Origin of the sequence: Streptomyces sp. NPDC046215 (genome assembly GCF_040646215.1) — a bacterium.
GTDB lineage: Bacteria > Actinomycetota > Actinomycetes > Streptomycetales > Streptomycetaceae > Streptomyces > Streptomyces stramineus.
In genome coordinates this window covers 47,295-63,942 of sequence record NZ_JBEYZW010000041.1, presented here as the reverse complement: position 1 = coordinate 63,942, position 16,648 = coordinate 47,295, and the positions used below count along the sequence as shown (strand labels likewise).

The following is a 16,648-nucleotide window of genomic DNA, read 5'->3' as shown; positions in this document are numbered from 1 at the left end:
CGGGGGGGGGGTGCCCACACGGGCGGCCGGGGCTGGAAAGGGCTGAGCTCAGCCACTACCAGCCCGTCCGGCGTTTGAGGACGCGCCCGCAGGGCGCTAGCCGCCGCAGGCGGCAACGGCGGCCCGCAGCCGAAGGCTCAGGCTCAGCCCAGTGCAATCTCGCGGCCGGCGCCCCGCTCGCGGGCCGCGGTCAGGACCAGCGCCGCGGCCGCCGCGTCCTGCACGGCCACGCCCACCGATTTGTAGAGGGTGATCTGGTCCGGCGAGGTACGCCCCGGCCGGGTGCGGGCGACGAGTTCGCCCAGCTCGGTGCCGGCGTGCGCGGCGGTGATGACGCCGTCCCGGATCGGCTGGAGGAGGTCGTTGCTGCCCGCGGGGAAGGGGGCGAGCGCGGCCTGCCGCGATTCCACGCACACCAGGGCCTCGGCGACGGTGGCGTCGTCGACCTCGCGGCCGTCGGGGTTGTACCCGACGGAGGTGACGTGGACGCCGGGCGACAGCCAGGGGCGCCGGACGACCGGCTCCAGGGTGTGCGTGGCCGCGGCGGCGATGTCCGCGCCGTCGAGCGCCTCCGCGTACGTCGCGACCGCCCGCACCTCGGCGTCCAGCCCGCCCGACAGCTCGTCCGCCAGGGCGGCGGCCCGGGCCGGGTCCCGGCCCGCCACCCGGATCCGGCGGATCGGGCGCACCCGGCACATGGCGTGCGCGTGGGCGCGGGCCTGCACCCCGGTGCCCAGGACCGCCAGGTCCGTCGCGTCCTGGCGGGCCAGCAGGCGCGCCGAGAGTGCCGAACAGGCGGCCGTGCGCGCCGTGGTGATGACCGTGCCGTCCAGCAGCCCCGCGGGCTCGCCCGTCTCCGGGTCGAACGCCACGATCAGCGCCTGATGGGTGGGCAGCCGCGTCCCCGCGTTGTGCGGGAAGAGCGAGACGAGCTTGCTCATGAGGACCCCGGCCGACGGCACATGGCCCGGCATGGCGGCCAGGAGCCCGTCCCGCCCGGGCACCAGCGCGGCGACCCGGTCGGGCGCGGAGGCGCGCCCCGCGCTGAGGTCGGCCATCGCCGACGCCAGCGCGTCGATCAGCGCATCCGCATCGAGCAACGCCTCCACCTCGGATGATCCGAGAACCAGCACCCGCCTCAACCTCCCTGTACTGCCGCCCCGGCCGAAGCGTCGGCCACGGCCGGGCCGATCCGGGCGCGCCACGCCGCCCGGCCCGGTCGAGACCGCCGGAATGCCTGGGCGCTCCCGCTCCGGCGCTCCTGCGGCCGGTGCTTCCGTACTCGGTGCTCTTGTGCCCGGTTCCGGCGGATCATGCGGAACCGCGGCCCGCGCGGGCGGCCCCGGCTGTCACAGCAGGCCCGTCCGCCACGCCCCCGGGCCCCGCTCGGCCGGGCGGCGGGTCATCCGGCTCCCCGGTGCCGACCAGGCGCGCCGGGCCGGCGCGCGGCCGGAGTCCGCCTCGGGAGCCGCCGCGGAGAGCCGGGCGAGCAGGGCCACGACCGTGGCGGCCAGTTCCTCGTCCGTGGCCCGGCCGCGGACGATCCGGAAGGCGGACTCCCCGGAGCCGCTCACAGGGGGATGTTCCCGTGCTTGCGCGGCAGCCTGGCGGACCGTTTTCCGCGCAGGGTCTCCAGGGCGCCGGCGACGGCCAGGCGGGTCTCCCTCGGCATGATCACCTCGTCGACGTAGCCGCGCTCCGCCGCCGTGTAGGGGTTGCAGAGGGCGCGGTCGTACTCATCGCGCAGCCGGGCCCGCTCGGCGGCCGGGTCCGCGGCCTCCGCGATGGCCCGCCGGTGCAGCACGCCCACCGCGCTCTCGCCTCCCATGACGGCGATCTCGGCCGTCGGCCAGGCGAGGTTGATGTCGACGCCCAGGTGCTTCGAGCCCATGACGCCGTAACCGCCGCCGTACGCCTTGCGCGTGACGACCGTGACCATCGGCACGGTCGCCTCCGCGTAGGCGTAGAGCAGCTTGGCGCCGCGCCGGATGATTCCGCCGTGCTCCTGGTCCAGTCCCGGCAGGAAACCGGGGACGTCCACGAAGGTCAGCACCGGAACGTGGAAGGCGTCACAGACCCGCAGGAAGCGGGCGGCCTTTTCGCTCGCGTCGATGTTCAGCACCCCGGCCGAGACGAGCGGCTGGTTGGCGATGACGCCGACGCTGTGGCCGTCGACCCGCCCGAAACCGCAGACGATGCTGGGCGCGAACAGCGGGTGCACCTCCAGCAGATCACCGTCGTCGAGGACCGCGCGCACGGCGCGCAGCATGTCGTACGGCTGGTTGGCGCTGTCCGGTATGAGGGTGTCCAGCTCCTCGTCGGCCGTGGTGACGGCCTTCTCCCCGGTGGCGGCGAAGGCCGGCGGGTCCTCCATGTTGTTGGACGGCAGGTGCGAGAGCAACTGCCGCACGTATTCGAACGCGTCCTTCTCGTCCGGGGCCAGGTAGTGCGCGTTGCCCGAGACGGCGTTGTGGGTGCGGGCCCCGCCCAGCTCCTCCCGGCCCACCGTCTGGCCCATCACGCTCTTGAGCACATCGGGGCCGGTCACGAACATGTGCGAGATCTCGTCGACCATCACCACGAAGTCGGTGACCGCCGGCGCGTACACCGCGCCGCCGGCGCAGGGGCCCATGATCAGCGAGATCTGGGGGATCACCCCCGAGCCCTCGACCTGGCGCCGGACCTGCTCCGCGTAGTAGGCGAGCGAGACGACGCCCTCCTGGATGCGGGCGCCACCGCCGTCGTTGATGCCGATGACCGGGCAGCCCGTGCTGAGCGCCAGGTCCATCAGCTTGTGGAGCTTGGCGCCGGACGCCTCGCCGAGGCTGCCGCCGAAGACCGTGAAGTCCTGGGAGAACACGCAGACTCTGCGCCCGTCGATCAGGCCGTGGCCGGTGATGATGCCGTCGCCCAGCGGGCGCTTGCCGTACAGGCCGAACTCGCGGCTGCGGTGCCGCGTCAGGGCGTCCGTCTCGACGAACGTCCCCGGGTCGAGCAGCGCGGCTATTCGCTCACGCGCCGTCAGTTTCCCTCGCTCGTGCTGCTTGTGCGCCGCCTCCGAGTCGGCGTGTGCGGCGAGTTCCGCCCGACGCCGCTCCAGACCGGCCAGCCGTTCGGCGGTGGTCTCCTTGCCGCCGTTTTCCCCACCCATGAGCGCTCCGCTTCCTCGTGCCGACCGCGATCTCGAACTCGCCTTGGACGTACCGCTTGCGATCAGCCGTGAAACGGATCTTACCGTGGGTAGCACCTGAAGATCAGCGGTAAGCGGAAGTTATAAGTCCGGTAAGTAAGGGGCGCGCCAACGGGCGTGCCGACGCCATCTGTTGCCCGGCGCCGGTGACGCCCGCAGGGCTCAGTGCGTCAGGTGTGCCGCCGTGTGCGTGACCTCTTCGATGTCGAGACCCGCCTTCTCCAGCAACTGCTCCGTGAGGCCGTGCAGGGCGCGGGCGGCCGCGACCTCCTCGCCGACGCGCTGCTGGCCGGGGTCGTCCGGGTTCCGGTTGGTGACGCCGTGCGCCGTGAGCTGGGTGCCGTCGCGCATGCGCAGCCGCGCGGCCGCCTGCGTCAGCGGCCCGGCCTCACGGAATTCCAGCTCGACGGTGCACTCGACGATCGTTTCCATGGTGATCCACCTCCTGGGTTCACGGTTCTGTGCGCGGCCCGTCCTCGCCGCTGCGGCGCAGCAGGCCGACGACCTCCTCGTCCGTGGTCTGGGAGAAGTCCTCGTACCACTCGCCGACCGCGGAGAATCCGCCCGGCGCCGTCAGGCAGACCAGCTCGTCCACATCGGCGTCCGCGCGCAGGGCCGCCGCCGCGTCCGGGGAGGCCACCGGCACCGCGAGCACCACCCGCGCGGCTCCTTGGGCCCGCGCCACCCGGCAGGCCGCCCTGGCCGTCGCCCCCGTCGCCGCGCCGTCGTCCACGACCACCGCGGTGCGGCCCGCCGGCGAGGTCCGGGGCCGCCCGCCGCGGAACCGGTCCGCCTGCCGGGCGAGCTCCGCCTCCTCCCGCCGCCGCACCTCGGCGAGGTCGTCCTCGTCCACCCCGCTCAGCCGCAGGATGTCGCTGTTCAGCACCCGCACGCCGTCCTCCCCGACGGCACCGAGCGCCAGCTCCGGGTGGACGGGGACGCCGAGCTTGCGCACCAGGATCACATCCAGCGGGGCGCCCAGGGCCCGGGCGACCTCGAAGGCCACCGGGACGCCGCCGCGCGGCAGGCCCAGCACGACCGGCCGCTCGTCGCCGCCCAGCTGGACCAGCCGCTCGGCCAGCCTGCGGCCCGCGTCCACGCGATCACGGAATCTCATGATCCACCTCTGGTCCCGGCGTCCGGCTCCGGAGGACGAAGGGCGTCGTATATATCCAATATGGGCAGGAAGAGGCGGATAGTCCATGGCGGTCCCGCTCACCCCGCTCACCCCCGCCCCCCGCTCAGCCGTCCGCCGCCAGGGCGCCCCGCACCCGCGCCGCCGCCTCCGCGGCCTCCTCCGGCGACCCGTAGCGCGTCCGCGGCCAGAAGAAGCCCCGCAGCCCGTCCTTGCGGTTGCGCGGCACGACGTGCACATGGAAGTGCGGCACCGACTGGCTGATCCGGTTGTTGGCCGCGACGAACGACCCCGCCGCGCCCATGCCGCGCTCCACCGCGCCCGCGATCCGCTGCACCCGGGTGAAGAACGGCCCCACCTGCTCCACGGGCAGGTCGGTGAGCGTGGCGGCATGGCGCCGCGGCACCACCAGCACATGCCCGGGGAAGAGCGGCCGCGTGTCCAGGAAGGCCACCGCCGCTTCGTCCTCGAAGACCCGGTGACTCTCCGACTCGCCCGCGACGATCGCACAGAAGATACAGTCCACGGCACCAGTCAACTACCGCACACCACCGGTCCGCACCGCCGAACCGGGCGACATCCCGCCCGCCCGTGAGACCGCCGGCCCCCGCGGGCAGGGATGGCCCATGCCCCTCCTCGTCGGGACCTCGGGATGGCAGTACAAGGACTGGCGCGGCGGCCTCTACCCCGCCGGCCTGCCGCAGCGGCTGTGGCTCGAGGAGTACACCCGCCACTTCACGACCGTCGAGAACAACAACGCCTTCTACCGGCTCCCCACCCCCGAAACCTTCGCCGGCTGGCGCGAGCGGACCCCCCAGGGGTTCGTCATGGCGGTCAAGGCGAGCCGCTACCTCACCCACGTCAAACGGCTCCACGACCCGGCCGAGCCCGTCGCCCGGCTGCTGCGGCACGCCGACGGCCTGGGCGACCGGCTGGGCCCGGTCCTCCTCCAGCTCCCGCCCACCCTCCGCGCCGACCCCGGAACGCTGGACGCCGCGCTCGCCTGCTTCCCGGCCGGGGTCCGGGTGGCCGTCGAACCCCGGCACCCCTCGTGGTGGACGGACGGCACCCGCGCCGTCCTGGAACACCGCCGCGCCGCCCTGTGCTGGGCCGACCGCGACTCCCGGCCCGTCACCCCCCTGTGGCGGACGGCCGACTGGGGCTACCTGCGGTTCCACTCCGGCCGGGCCCGCCCCTGGCCGCACTACGGGCGCCGGGCGCTCACCGGCTGGGCCCGGCGGATCGCCGACACCTGGCCCGACCGGGCGGACGTCTACTGCTACTTCAACAACGACCCGGGCGGCGCCGCCGTCGAGGATGCCACCGCCTTCGCGCGGGCCGCGGCCGCGCTCGGCCGCGCCGTGGCCGGAAACCACCCGGACCCCCACTGACACCAGTCGCCCCGGCACCACGGCCACCAAGGGGCACAACCGCCGACAGCTCAGTAAAACACCAGCTCACAGGGGCATCGTCGGGGCTCCGGGCGGCCGCGCCCACATGATGCCGTACATCCGGGAACGGCTGCGCGGGCCGCCGCGTCCAAGCCTGTGTGGCCCGAATGCGCACGGCCGTGGGGTGCCGTACGTACGGGGAGGGGGCGTACGGCATGGATCCGGAGAGGCGAAATCCGTTACTGGCCGGCCGGTACCGGCTGATCGACCAACTGGGCAGCGGCGGCATGGGCGTGGTCTGGCGCGCCGTCGACGAACTCCTCGACCGCGAGGTCGCGGCGAAGGAGGTCCGCGCCCCCGACCACCTCAGCGACCAGGACGTACGGCTCCTCTACGCCCGCCTGAAGCAGGAGGCCCGGGCCGCCGCCCGCGTCAGCCACCCGTACGTGATCACCGTGCACGACGTCGTCGAGCAGGAGGGCCGCCCCTGGATCGTCATGGAGCTGGTCCGCGGCCGGTCGCTCGCCGAGATCCTGCAGAGCGAAGGCGTGCTCGCGCCCAAGGAGGCGGCCAAGGTCGGCGCGATGGTGCTGCGGGCACTGCGCAGCGCGCACGCCTCCGGAGTGCTGCACCGCGACGTCAAACCGGCGAACGTCCTGATCGAAGGCGACGGGCGGGTGGTCCTCACCGACTTCGGCATCGCCCTGGTCGAAGGCTCCGGCACCCTCACCCGCACCGGCGATCTGGTCGGCTCGCCCGACTTCCTCGCGCCCGAGCGGGCGGTGGGGGACCGCCCCGGCGCGCCGTCCGACCTGTGGTCGCTGGGCGCCACCCTCTACGCGGCGATCGAGGGCGTCTCGCCCTTCCGGCGCACGTCCGCGCTCGGCACGCTCCAGGCCGTCGTCCACGACGAGCTGCCCACGCCCCGGCGGGCCGGGCCCCTCACCCCCCTGCTCGAAGGGCTGCTCCGCAAGGACCCGCGGACCCGCATGGGCTCGGCCGAGGCCCAGCGGCTGCTCGACGCCGTCGCGGCCGGACACCTGACCACGCAGCCGGGGTGGGCCGGGAGCCGGGGCTACGTCCCCACCGAGGTGAGCGCGGGCCCGGCGCCGACACCGCCGCCCGCGCCCGCGGGGCCGTCCCCCGGCTTCGTCCCGGCACCCGGACCCGGACCGGCCCCGGGTGCCGGATCCGGCGCCGGGCTCGGGGCCGTGGCCGTCTCGGGCTCCGTGTCCGGGCCCGCGGTGCCGCTCTACGGCAGGCCCACGCACTCCGGCGCGTTCCCGGCACCCGGCGGCACGCCCGCCGCCACCGGGCCGAGCGCCGGATTTCCCGTGGCGCGCCCGGCTTCCGAGCCCGGCCGCCTGCGGACCAAAGTGATGCCGTTCCTCGGCCCGCTGCTGGCCCTGCTCCTCATCGCCGGCGGAACCACCGCCGCGATCCTGTCCGTCCAGGACGCGGGGAACGACCGGCCGGGGACCTCCGGCGGACAGTCCGGCGCGACGACATCGCCCACGGACGACGCCGCCGGACCCGACAGCGGCACCGGCCCCACGGCGAACCCCTCAGCAGGCACCGCCACGCCCGGCGGGGTACCGGCGGGCAGCACGCCGGGATCCTGCAACGGCGGCTGGCTGTCGACCTGCGGGCCCGAGTAGCGCACTGAACCTGAACCATCAGACAAACGGGGTAGATCACAACTTTCGGGGGTGCTTGTATGCGGCTGGTGTCTGTTCCGTCGGCGCGAGCGGTGCCTGAGCCCGGCACACCGGACGCCCGGCGGGCCCGGGTGCGGCTCCGTCGGCTCCGGCTCGTCGCGCTGCTCACCGTGTCCGTGCTGTTAGGGGGCGCGGCCCTCGCGGGGTGCAGCTCGGCGCAGAAGAAGAAGGCCGTCGAACTCATGCTGGAGGCGGCGGGGGTGATAGCCGCCAACCCGTTCATGAAGGCCCCCGACACCGACCTCCAGGGCGTCAACTCCGCCACCCGGGGCGGCGGCGAGCAGGCGGCCGACGCGCGCGGCGCCTTCGGCGGAACCCGCAGCACCACGCAGTGCGACAAGGCATTCCTGATCAAGGAGCTTGCCCGGGACGCGGTCAAGGCCCGGGCCTGGAGCCGGGACCGGGGCATCGACGAGAACCGGATCACCGCCCACATCGACAGCCTGACCTCGGTGATCCTCCTCCACGACACCCTGGTCAAGAACCACAACTACCAGGGCGAGGGGCGCTCGCTCGCCTACCTGTCGGTCCTGCAGGCGGGGGTGGCCGTGCTGGTCGACGCCTACGGGCGGCCGGCGGTCAAGTGCAACTGCGGCAACCCGCTGCGGCAACCGGAGACCCAGGTGGACCTCCAGGCGTCCACCTACAAGGGGACGCGCTGGGAGACCTTCCAAAAGACGGAGGTCACGGTCATCAAGGCCGTGCCCGAGAGCAAGGGCCCGATGAAGGAGATCCCGCTCGTCGACCCCTTCCAGAGCGACAAGGCGTTCAACCGCGGGGTCGGCACCGACGGCAAGCAGGACTCCCCGGCGTTCACGTGGGAGCCGCCGGCGCGCTCCACACCGTCGGCGACAACGGGATCCCGTCCCTCCGGCCCGCCCAGCTCCCCCTCCACGGCCACCGACCCGCCCACTGCTTCCGCGACGGAGACGGACGGATCCGCCGGGCCCGTGCCGCCGACAGGCGGCACCAAGCCCGCGTCGCCGCCGTCGACGCGTCCGGTGCCGCCGCCGACCACGGCCCGGCCGACGACGGCCACGGTCAGGCCACCGGCCACGACCAAGCCGCCCGAGGCCACGACGAAGCCACCGGTGGCCACGGTCAGGCCACCGGTGGCCACCACCCGCTCGTCGGCCCCGCGGACGGCCTCCCCGCGCTCTCCCGGCGTGCGCACGGCCGGGCCCGCCACCCGGCCGGCCGGCCCGTCCCCGGCCACCGAGGGCAAGCCGTCGTACGCACCGCCGCCGACGCGCGCCAGGTCCGCGCCGCCCGCCTCCTCCGCCGTGGTGAAGCCGGTACCGCCACCGGTCACGGCCAAGCCCCCGCCGACGGCCCCCAAGCCGGTGGAGCCGAAACCGGTGCCGCCGAAACCGGTGGAGCCCAAGCCGGTGCCGCCGAAGGCCACGGTCCCCAAGCCCGTAGAACCCAAGCCCGTAGAACCCAAGCCGGTAGAACCCAAACCTGTGGCACCCAAGCCCGTGCAACCCAAGCCCGTAGACCCCGAACCCGCGCAGCCCAAGCCCCTGCCGCCCACGGCGGCCGGCCCGCCGCCGGCTCCGCGGCCCGGTACCCCGGGCTGACCGAGGCGCCCCTCCACCCCTGAGCGGCCGCGCGCGGCGTCTCAATCCGCGTGAAGCCGGGACAAACGGCCGTCAGGGTACGTTGGTCCCCTGCAACCACGGGATTGTTCACAGGGGTGGAATATGGGGATGCTGAAAGGCACCAACGTCCGGATTCCGGCATCGGTGGTGCGCATCGAGCTGGGCTGGCGCGCCGGCCCCGGGATACCGGACGTCGACGCGTCCGCGCTGCTGCTGCAGGCGACGGGCAAGGTCCGCTCCGACGCGGACTTCGTCTTTTACAACCAGGCCGTCCACGGCTCCGGCGCGGTGCGCCACGAGGGCAAGCGCCCGGCCGGTGACACGGTGAGCGACACCCTCACCGTCGACCTCGCGGCCGTCGAGCCCGCGGTCGAGACCGTGGTCCTCGCCGCCTCCGCCGACGGCGGCGCCTTCGGCCAGGTCCCCGGGCTGCACATCCGGGTCCTCGACGCGGCCGGCGGCGCGGAGCTGGCCCGGTTCGACGCCACGGACGCCACGGTCGAGACCGCCTTCGTCCTCGGCGAGCTCTACCGCCGCCAGGGCGAGTGGAAGTTCCGGGCGGTCGGCCAGGGCTACAGCAGCGGCCTCGCGGGCCTGGCCACCGACTTCGGCATCAGCGTCGACGAGCCCCAGGACGCCCCTGCCGCCGCCCCCGTCGCTCCCGCCCCCGCACCGCGGCAGGCGCCGCCGGCTCAGCCCGTCGCCCCGCCGCCGCCCCCGCCGGCCGCACCGCCCGTCGCGCCGCAGCCGGTGCGCCTGACGAAGGTGACGCTCACCAAGGAGTCGCCGACCGTCTCCCTCACCAAGCAGGGCGGCACGTCCGGATCGCTGCGCGTCAACCTCAACTGGGAGGTGCGCAAGCAGTTCAAGGGCTGGCAGCAGAAGCTCGGCAAGGCCATGGCGCTCCACTCCGACCTCGACCTCGACCTCGGTGCCCTGTTCGAGCTCAGAGACGGCAGCAAGGGCGTGGTGCAGGCGCTCGGCAACTCCTTCGGCTCGCTCCACCAGCCGCCGTTCATCCACCTCGACGGCGACGACCGGACCGGCGCGGTGGCCTCCGGCGAGAACCTCACCGTCAACCTCGACCACATCGCCGACTTCAAGCGCATCCTCGTCTTCGTCACCATCTACGAAGGCGCCCGCAGCTTCGCCAACCTCAACGCCACCGTCACGCTCCAGCCGCAGCACGGCGCCCCCGTCGACTTCTCCCTCGACGAGTGCACCGTCCCATCCAACACCTGCGCCCTGGCCCTCATCACCAACAACGGCGGCGACCTCGTCGTCCAGCGCGAGGCCCGCTACCTCGTCCCGGACCGCGGCGTCAGCCCCCAGCGCACCCTCGACCGCGAGTACGGCTGGGGCATGAACTGGACACCCGGCCGCAAGTGATCCCCTGCCCGGCTCAGGGCGCGGCCTCCGGGCGGGCGTACGTCCGCCCCTTCCAGGCCGCGCCCCGGCCGCGGTAGTGCTGCACCGCCGAATCCACGGTCATCAGCAGATACAGCAGCGCCGTGAACGGCAGCACCACGGCCAGGGCCGGCGGCTGCCGGTAGTAGCGCAGCATCGGGACGAACGTGCCCGCCATCACCGCCCACGCGGCCGCCCCCGCGACCAGCGGTACGACGTCCCCCGTCAGCGCCCCCGCCACCACGGCCACCGGCGGCACGAGGTACACCACCGCCAGCCCCGCGACTGTCCCGGCCATCACCAGCGGACGGTGCCGCAGCTGCGCGTAGGCGCTGCGCGAGACCATCCGCCACAGCGGGCCCAGCCCCGGGTACGGCCGCACGCTGTGCACCCGGTCGGCGAGCCCCAGCCAGATCCGGCCGCCGGCGCGCCGCACCGCCCGCGCCAGCGCCACGTCGTCGATCACCGCCCCCCGGATGCGCTCCGGGACCCCGGCCCGCTCCGCCGCCTCCCGCCGCAGCAGCACGCACCCGCCCGCCGCCGCGGTGGTCCGCGCGCCCGGGCGGTTGATCCGGCGGAAGGGGTAGAGCTGCGCGAAGAAGTACACGAACGCAGGGACGATCAACCGCTCCCAGAAGGCCGCCACCCGCAGCCGCGCCATCTGGGACACGAGGTCCAGCTCGCCCGACCACGCCGCCGACACCAGCTCCCGCAGGCTGTCCGGCGCGTGGGCGATGTCCGCGTCCGTCAGCAGGTAGTACTGCGCGTCGGTACGGGCCCGGGCGAGCGCCATGCCGTGCCGCACCGCCCACAGCTTGCCCGTCCAGCCGGGCTGCGGCTCGCCGGGGGAGTCGACCGTCAGGCTCAGCCCGCCGTGCTCCTCGGCCAGAGCGCGGGCCAGCTCCCCGGTGCCGTCCGTACTGCCGTCGTCGACGAGGAAGATCTCCGCCCGGCCCGGGTAGTCCTGGGCGAGCAGGGACGGCAGGCTCGACCGCAGCGCCTCCGCCTCGTCCCGGGCCGGGACCACGATCGCCACCGACGGCCACTGCCCGGGCGGCACGCGAGGCGGCAGCCGTACGTCCGTACGCCAGAAGAGGCCCTGGCCGAACAGCAGCCACACCCACGCGGCCAGGGAACCGGCAGTGATCCAAGTCAGCGCGTCCACCCGCCGCAGTCTGCCGCACCGACACCGCTCGCGCGGGGGACCGACGCCCATCCATTAAAGTGACCGGGTGAAGATCGCGCTCATTGACTCCGGAATCGGCCTGCTGGCGGCGGCCGCCGCCGTGCACCGGCTGCGGCCCGACGCCGATCTCGTCCTCTCCTCGGACCCCGACGGCATGCCCTGGGGCCCCCGCACCACCGACGACATCGTCGCGCACGCCCTGGCCTGCGCCCGGGCCGCCGCCGCGCACCGGCCCGACGCGCTGATCGTCGCCTGCAACACCGCCTCCGTGCACGCGCTGGCCGCGATACGGGCCGAGCTGGAGCCCGGCCTGCCGGTCGTCGGGACCGTACCGGCGATCAAGCCCGCCGCGCTCGGCGGCGGCCCGGTCGCCATCTGGGCCACCCCGGCCACCACGGGCAGCCCCTACCAGCGCGGCCTCATCCGCGACTTCGCGGCCGGCGTCGAGGTCACCGAGGTGCCCTGCCCCGGCCTCGCCGAGGCCGTGGAGCGCGCCGACGCCGCAGCCATCGACGCCGCCGTGACGGCCGCCGCCGCCCTGACCCCGCCCGATGTAAGGGCCGTCGTCCTGGGCTGCACCCATTACGAGCTCGTCGACGAACGGATCCGGGCGGCCGTGCGGAGCCGGCTGCTCCCCTCGGCACCCCCCGTGGCCTTCTACGGGTCCGCCACGGCCGTCGCCACCCAGGCCCTGCGCCGCGTCGGCGCGGTCCCGGCCCCCGGCGCCGAGCCGTCGGGCGGTCTCACGGTGCTGCTGAGCGGCCGCGAGGAGAGCCTGGAGCCGGCCTTCCTGGCGTACCCCGAAGGGCGCTCGCTCGTCGCGGTCGGCGCCGCGCGCCCCTGACCCCCTCTCTCTCTACAGGTTCCGGTTCTGTCCGCGCAGCACCCCTGCCACGGTGGCGGAAGGTGAGTAGGCTGCCAGGTATGAGGGACCACTCCAAGGGCCCACAGGGCCACGCGGATGACGGGCACGACGGCGCAGCCGGATCACCGTCCCCGGCCGGGAACGGCACGGAGCTCGCGGTCTGGACGGGCCGGGCCACCAATCGCATCCAGTGGCTGCTGGCCGCCGTGGGCGCCGCGTGTCTGGCGCTGGGCGTCGAGCTGGCGGTCGACAGCGCGTGGACCTCCGGCCTGGCTCCCCTCGTCATGGCGGTCGTCGGGTGTGTCGCGGCGGGGCTGCTGATGCTCTACGGCACCCTCGCGTTCGTCCATGTGGCGGTACGGGTCGACACCGAAGCCCTTGAAGTGCGCTGCGGTCACATCGGGGTGCCGCGCACGCGCATCCCCCTCTCGCACGTGGTCGGCGCGGACTTCGCCCCTCGCGTGACCCCCCGGCAGTGGGGTGGCTGGGGTTACCGCTGGCGCCCCGAGCAGGGCACCGCCGTCGTCGTCCGCCGCGGCGAGGGCTTCGTGCTCCGCCTGGGGGACGGCCGCTCGTTCACCGTCACCGTCGACGACGCGGAAGCCGCCGTCCAGATGATCCGCAAGGGCCTCAGCCGGGCGGCGGGGCGCCGGGCGACGGCCTGACGTCGGCCTTCTGGTTGTGGGGGTGCACCTCCGCTGCCCGGCGGTGTCCTCAATCGCCGGACGGGCTGGTGGGGGCTGACCTCAGCCAAGACAGCCCGTCTGGGGGCACCTCCCAGCGGTAGCTGGGGGAGTTTGAGGACGCGCCCGCAGGGCGCTCGCCGCCGCAGGCGGCAACGACAGCCCGCCGCAGGCGACCCGCAGCCGAAAACCAACCGGCCAACCCCTAGGCTGACCCGCATGGCCACCCCCGACTTCATCCGAGAAATCCGCGCCTCCGTCGGCCACCACCTCCTGTGGATGCCCGGCGTGAGCGCCATCGTCCTCGACGAGGAGGGCCGGGTCCTCCTGGGCCGCCGCGCCGACAGCGGCGAGTGGTCGATCATCGGCGGCATCCCCGAACCGGGCGAGCAGCCCGCGGCCGCGGTGGTGCGCGAGGTGTTCGAGGAGACGGCGGTCCACTGCGTGCCGGAGCGAGTCCTCCTCGTCCAGGCCCTCCAGCGCGTCACCTACCCCAACGGCGACCGGTGCCAGTACATGGACATCTGCTTCCTCTGCCGCGCGGTGGGCGGGGAAGCGCGGGTCAACGACGACGAGTCGCTGGAGGTGGGGTGGTTCGAGGTGGACGCGCTGCCGCCGATGGAGGAGTTCGCCGTATCGCGCGTCAAACAGGCCACGGAGGGCGGCCCCACGTGGTTCGAGGGGATCGAGGACGGCCGCAGCGGCGGCCTCTGCGCCGCGCCGGGCGGCGTGCCGAGGCCGGCGGCGTCCTGACGGGCGCGCGGCCCCGGCCCCGGAAGGCGGCCCGCCGCCTCGCCGCTCAGCCGCCTCCGGGGGCGAGCGGGCCGCCGGCGGCGAAGGCCCGCTCGGCGAAGCGCTCGCCGATGCGGCGGTGGGCGGCGGAGTCCGGGTGGAGCCCGTCGGGCAGCGGTAGCTCGGCGAAATCCTTCTCGCCGTAGAGTTCGCGGCCGTCGAGGTAGTGCAGGTTCGGGTCGTCGGCCGCCCGTCGCGCGGTGATCCGGGACAGCTCGTCCCGGACGACGTTGAGCGTCAGCCGCCCGACGAGGCGGTCCGCCGGGTCACCGAGCGCCCGGAACCGCAGCTCGGTGGCGTCGAAGTCCGGTGCAACGGGCCCCGGGGTGTCCTCCTGGATGGGGCAGAGCAGGGGGGAGACGACCAGCAGCGGGGTGTCCGGATGCCCGTCGCGGATCGTGTCGAGGAAGCCGTGCACCGCCGGGACGAAGGCCCGCAGCCGCATCAGGTCGGTGTTGACGAGGTTGATCCCGATCTTGACGCTGATCAGGTCCGCGGGGGCGTCGCGGACGGTGCGCGCGACGAACGGGTCGAGCAGGGCGTTGCCGCCGAAGCCCAGGTTGACCAGCTCCACGCCGCCCCGGGCCGCGGCCACCGCCGGCCAGGTCGAGGTCGGGCCGTCGGCGTCGGCGCCGTGACTGATCGAGCTGCCGTGGTGCAGCCACACCTTGCGGCCGCGGTCCGGCGCGGCCTCGACCGGGGCGTCGGTGCGCAGGGCGATGAGCTCGGTGACCTCCGCCTGCGGCAACCAGATCTCGATGTCCTTCGCACCGTCACCGGCGCCGTTCTCGGCACCGGCGGGCAGCCCGGCGAACCGCGCGGTGCCGGGCGGGCCCGGCTCGGTGACCGCGGCCCAGGTCGCCATGTCGACGGTGTGGACGTTGCCACCGGTCGCGCGCGCCCGGCCTGCCGGCCGACCGTCGACGAGCAGGTCGTACACCCCGCCGTCAGGGGCGGGCGCGGCACCCTCGTAGACCGTCTTGGTGGAGAGGACGTCCAGCTCGACGACGGTGGCCCGGGTGCGGAAGGCCAGCCGCACGCCCGAGGGCTGGGCCTCGACCGTGCCCAGGTAGGAGTCGGGGAACTGCTTCCGGGCCCAGGCGGGCAACCGGTGCGGCAGCAGGCCGTGCGCGGTGCGCTCGGTATCGAGGGCACCGCGCAGGAGGTCCGGTGTGACGGGCGTGGTGATCCAGTCGGTCACACCGGCCTCCTGGTGGGGGTGGGGAGGTGCTTGAGCCGGGAGTTCATCACCAGAGCCTGCCCCCGGAAGCCCAACCCGCACCTGACTTCCCCGCGACCGCCCGTCAGCCCGCCGCGGGCACCGGGACGGACGCCCCTACCTGGTGCAGGTGCACCACGACGTCGAAGGCGCGCCCCAGCGCGAGCGGCGGCGTCGGCTGGTTGGGGTACCGGCCGGGGATGACGAACGTCGGGCGCGCGGTGTCCAGCCAGCCGCCCACCGCCGGATCGCGGCCCGCCGCGCGCAGGTCGACGTAGAAGTCGCGGTGGCGCACCTTGTCGAGGGTGTACTCGTTGCTGCCGGGCGCGGCCGGGCCGACGCTGTAGGTGCCCGCCTCGCCCGTCGCCGTCGTGGCGCGGTAGTCGCCCCCGTTCAGCGAGGTGCCGACGGCCAGGTACTGACGTCCCACGAGCTCGCGCAGGTCCGCGCCCATCGTGACCGGGTAGGACTCGGGCACCGCGGACTCGTAGGCGGCGTGCCCGTTGTGAGCCGAGACCACGAGCCGCCCGCCGGTCTGCCGCTGCCACCACACGGCTGTCTCCGCCATGGTCCGGTCACGGTGGCGGCTCGCGGCCTTGGCCTGGGCCGGGTCGCTCCAGTCGACGGTGTACTCCGTGGCCATGTGCGAGATGACGCGGGCCTCTTGCAGCACCCAGGGATCTTGCGTCCCGGCCTCGGACAGCAGCCGGTAGGCGGCCGCCGCGTCCTTCTCGATCGCCTTCCGGTCGCCGAGGGGCAGGGCGTTGTACGCCGCCATGCGGGCGGCCACGCCGGTGGGCAGGGCGCGCAGTGCGGCGTAGCGGCGGCGGAGTTCGGGCACGAGAGCGGGCTCGTTGCCCTGCGCCCAGGCGAGGATGTGCTCGTACTGCTCCGGGGCGGCGTCGGAGAAGTCCAGGCCCACGACGCGGACCGGCCGCGAACTGGTGCGGTTGTGCTCCCGCACCCAGCTGAACAGGTTCAGGAACTCCTGTGTGTTCAGCAGCCCGTACCCGTCCTGGAACTCCTCCCGCAGGATCTGCCGCAGGTCGCCCTCGCCGGTACGGACGTACGCGTCGATCCGGGCGGCCGCCGACCAGCTGATCTCCATGGCGAAGCCGGAGAACCCCTCCCGCGTCACCAGCTGTCTGAACAACCGGTCCTTCACGGTGAACAGCTCGTGCGAGCCGTGCGAGGCTTCGCCGAGCCCGACGATGTTCGCGCCCCGCGTCATCGAGGCGAACGCGGCCAGATCGGCTCCGGGCCCGCCGGGTTCGGTGGTACGCAGCGGGTGGGCGTACCGCTCCAGCCCGGTCACCACCCCGCGCTCCGGCGCGGTGCGGGCGGCGGCCGGGCCGGCCGTGGCCGTGGTGGCGGCCGGGCCGCCCAGAAGTGCCGCCAGAGCGAGCGTCAGGGCCGCTGCCCGCGGCGCGAGTCGGCGGGAAGATATATGCATCATGCACG

15 protein-coding genes and 1 pseudogene are annotated in these 16,648 nt (G+C 74.3%); 7 read left to right on the top strand and 9 right to left on the bottom strand.

What is annotated here, in order from left to right:
* Window positions 1-143 precede the first annotated feature (143 nt).
* The 6 genes and pseudogenes from ABZ951_RS19325 to ABZ951_RS19300 form a co-directional block, all read right to left on the bottom strand.
* Window positions 144-1,133: an ornithine cyclodeaminase family protein gene (locus ABZ951_RS19325; RefSeq protein ID WP_344087624.1), complete on the bottom strand. Its 990-nt coding sequence runs from the start codon at window positions 1,131-1,133 to the stop codon at window positions 144-146.
* A gap of 216 nt (window positions 1,134-1,349) precedes the next feature.
* Window positions 1,350-1,574 (bottom strand): acyl-CoA carboxylase subunit epsilon, encoded by a 225-nt coding sequence (locus ABZ951_RS19320; RefSeq protein WP_344087621.1) that lies wholly within the window; start codon window positions 1,572-1,574, stop codon window positions 1,350-1,352.
* Complete coding sequence (locus tag ABZ951_RS19315) at window positions 1,571-3,151, bottom strand: acyl-CoA carboxylase subunit beta (protein WP_344087618.1); 1,581 nt, start codon at window positions 3,149-3,151, stop codon at window positions 1,571-1,573. Before ABZ951_RS19315 ends, ABZ951_RS19320 begins: the two co-directional genes overlap by 4 nt.
* Before the next feature lie 201 nt (window positions 3,152-3,352).
* Window positions 3,353-3,622, bottom strand: coding sequence for a DUF1876 domain-containing protein (locus ABZ951_RS19310; RefSeq protein ID WP_344087615.1), 270 nt, complete (start codon window positions 3,620-3,622; stop codon window positions 3,353-3,355).
* Window positions 3,623-3,671: 49 nt separating this feature from the next.
* Window positions 3,672-4,307 (bottom strand): annotated as a pseudogene (locus tag ABZ951_RS19305) (phosphoribosyltransferase family protein); the annotation flags it as partial.
* Between the two features lie 124 nt (window positions 4,308-4,431).
* Window positions 4,432-4,851, bottom strand: coding sequence for an HIT domain-containing protein (locus ABZ951_RS19300; protein ID WP_344087612.1), 420 nt, complete (start codon window positions 4,849-4,851; stop codon window positions 4,432-4,434).
* Window positions 4,852-4,951: 100 nt separating this feature from the next.
* Between ABZ951_RS19300 and ABZ951_RS19295 the strand changes: the two genes are divergently transcribed.
* The 4 genes from ABZ951_RS19295 (at window position 4,952) to ABZ951_RS19280 (ending at window position 10,424) form a co-directional block, all read left to right on the top strand.
* Window positions 4,952-5,716, top strand: coding sequence for a DUF72 domain-containing protein (locus tag ABZ951_RS19295; RefSeq protein ID WP_344087609.1), 765 nt, complete (start codon window positions 4,952-4,954; stop codon window positions 5,714-5,716).
* Between the two features lie 215 nt (window positions 5,717-5,931).
* The gene (locus ABZ951_RS19290) at window positions 5,932-7,374 is read left to right on the top strand and encodes a serine/threonine-protein kinase (RefSeq protein WP_344087607.1); all 1,443 of its coding nucleotides are present in this window, start codon (window positions 5,932-5,934) and stop codon (window positions 7,372-7,374) included.
* A 68-nt stretch (window positions 7,375-7,442) separates the two neighbouring features.
* Window positions 7,443-9,014, top strand: coding sequence for a DUF6777 domain-containing protein (locus tag ABZ951_RS19285; protein ID WP_361280318.1), 1,572 nt, complete (start codon window positions 7,443-7,445; stop codon window positions 9,012-9,014).
* A gap of 123 nt (window positions 9,015-9,137) precedes the next feature.
* Window positions 9,138-10,424 (top strand): TerD family protein, encoded by a 1,287-nt coding sequence (locus ABZ951_RS19280; RefSeq protein WP_344087601.1) that lies wholly within the window; start codon window positions 9,138-9,140, stop codon window positions 10,422-10,424.
* A 13-nt stretch (window positions 10,425-10,437) separates the two neighbouring features.
* Here ABZ951_RS19280 and ABZ951_RS19275 read toward each other — a convergent pair whose 3' ends face one another.
* Window positions 10,438-11,658: a glycosyltransferase gene (locus ABZ951_RS19275; protein WP_344087598.1), complete on the bottom strand. Its 1,221-nt coding sequence runs from the start codon at window positions 11,656-11,658 to the stop codon at window positions 10,438-10,440.
* A gap of 16 nt (window positions 11,659-11,674) precedes the next feature.
* On the opposite strand from ABZ951_RS19275, the gene ABZ951_RS19270 reads away from it, so the two are divergent.
* The 3 genes from ABZ951_RS19270 (at window position 11,675) to ABZ951_RS19260 (ending at window position 13,929) form a co-directional block, all read left to right on the top strand.
* On the top strand, window positions 11,675-12,472 hold the full coding sequence (locus tag ABZ951_RS19270) for an aspartate/glutamate racemase family protein (RefSeq protein WP_344087595.1): 798 nt from the start codon (window positions 11,675-11,677) through the stop codon (window positions 12,470-12,472).
* 80 nt (window positions 12,473-12,552) lie between these two features.
* Window positions 12,553-13,158: a hypothetical protein gene (locus ABZ951_RS19265; protein WP_344087593.1), complete on the top strand. Its 606-nt coding sequence runs from the start codon at window positions 12,553-12,555 to the stop codon at window positions 13,156-13,158.
* A gap of 237 nt (window positions 13,159-13,395) precedes the next feature.
* Complete coding sequence (locus ABZ951_RS19260; RefSeq protein ID WP_344087591.1) at window positions 13,396-13,929, top strand: NUDIX domain-containing protein; 534 nt, start codon at window positions 13,396-13,398, stop codon at window positions 13,927-13,929.
* A gap of 46 nt (window positions 13,930-13,975) precedes the next feature.
* Here the strand turns inward: ABZ951_RS19260 and ABZ951_RS19255 are convergent, their stop codons facing one another.
* Both ABZ951_RS19255 and ABZ951_RS19250 read right to left on the bottom strand, forming a co-directional pair.
* Complete coding sequence (locus ABZ951_RS19255; RefSeq protein ID WP_361280315.1) at window positions 13,976-15,169, bottom strand: GDSL-type esterase/lipase family protein; 1,194 nt, start codon at window positions 15,167-15,169, stop codon at window positions 13,976-13,978.
* A 103-nt stretch (window positions 15,170-15,272) separates the two neighbouring features.
* Window positions 15,273-16,643, bottom strand: a complete 1,371-nt coding sequence (locus ABZ951_RS19250) for an erythromycin esterase family protein (protein ID WP_344087587.1) — start codon at window positions 16,641-16,643, stop codon at window positions 15,273-15,275.
* Window positions 16,644-16,648 lie beyond the last annotated feature (5 nt).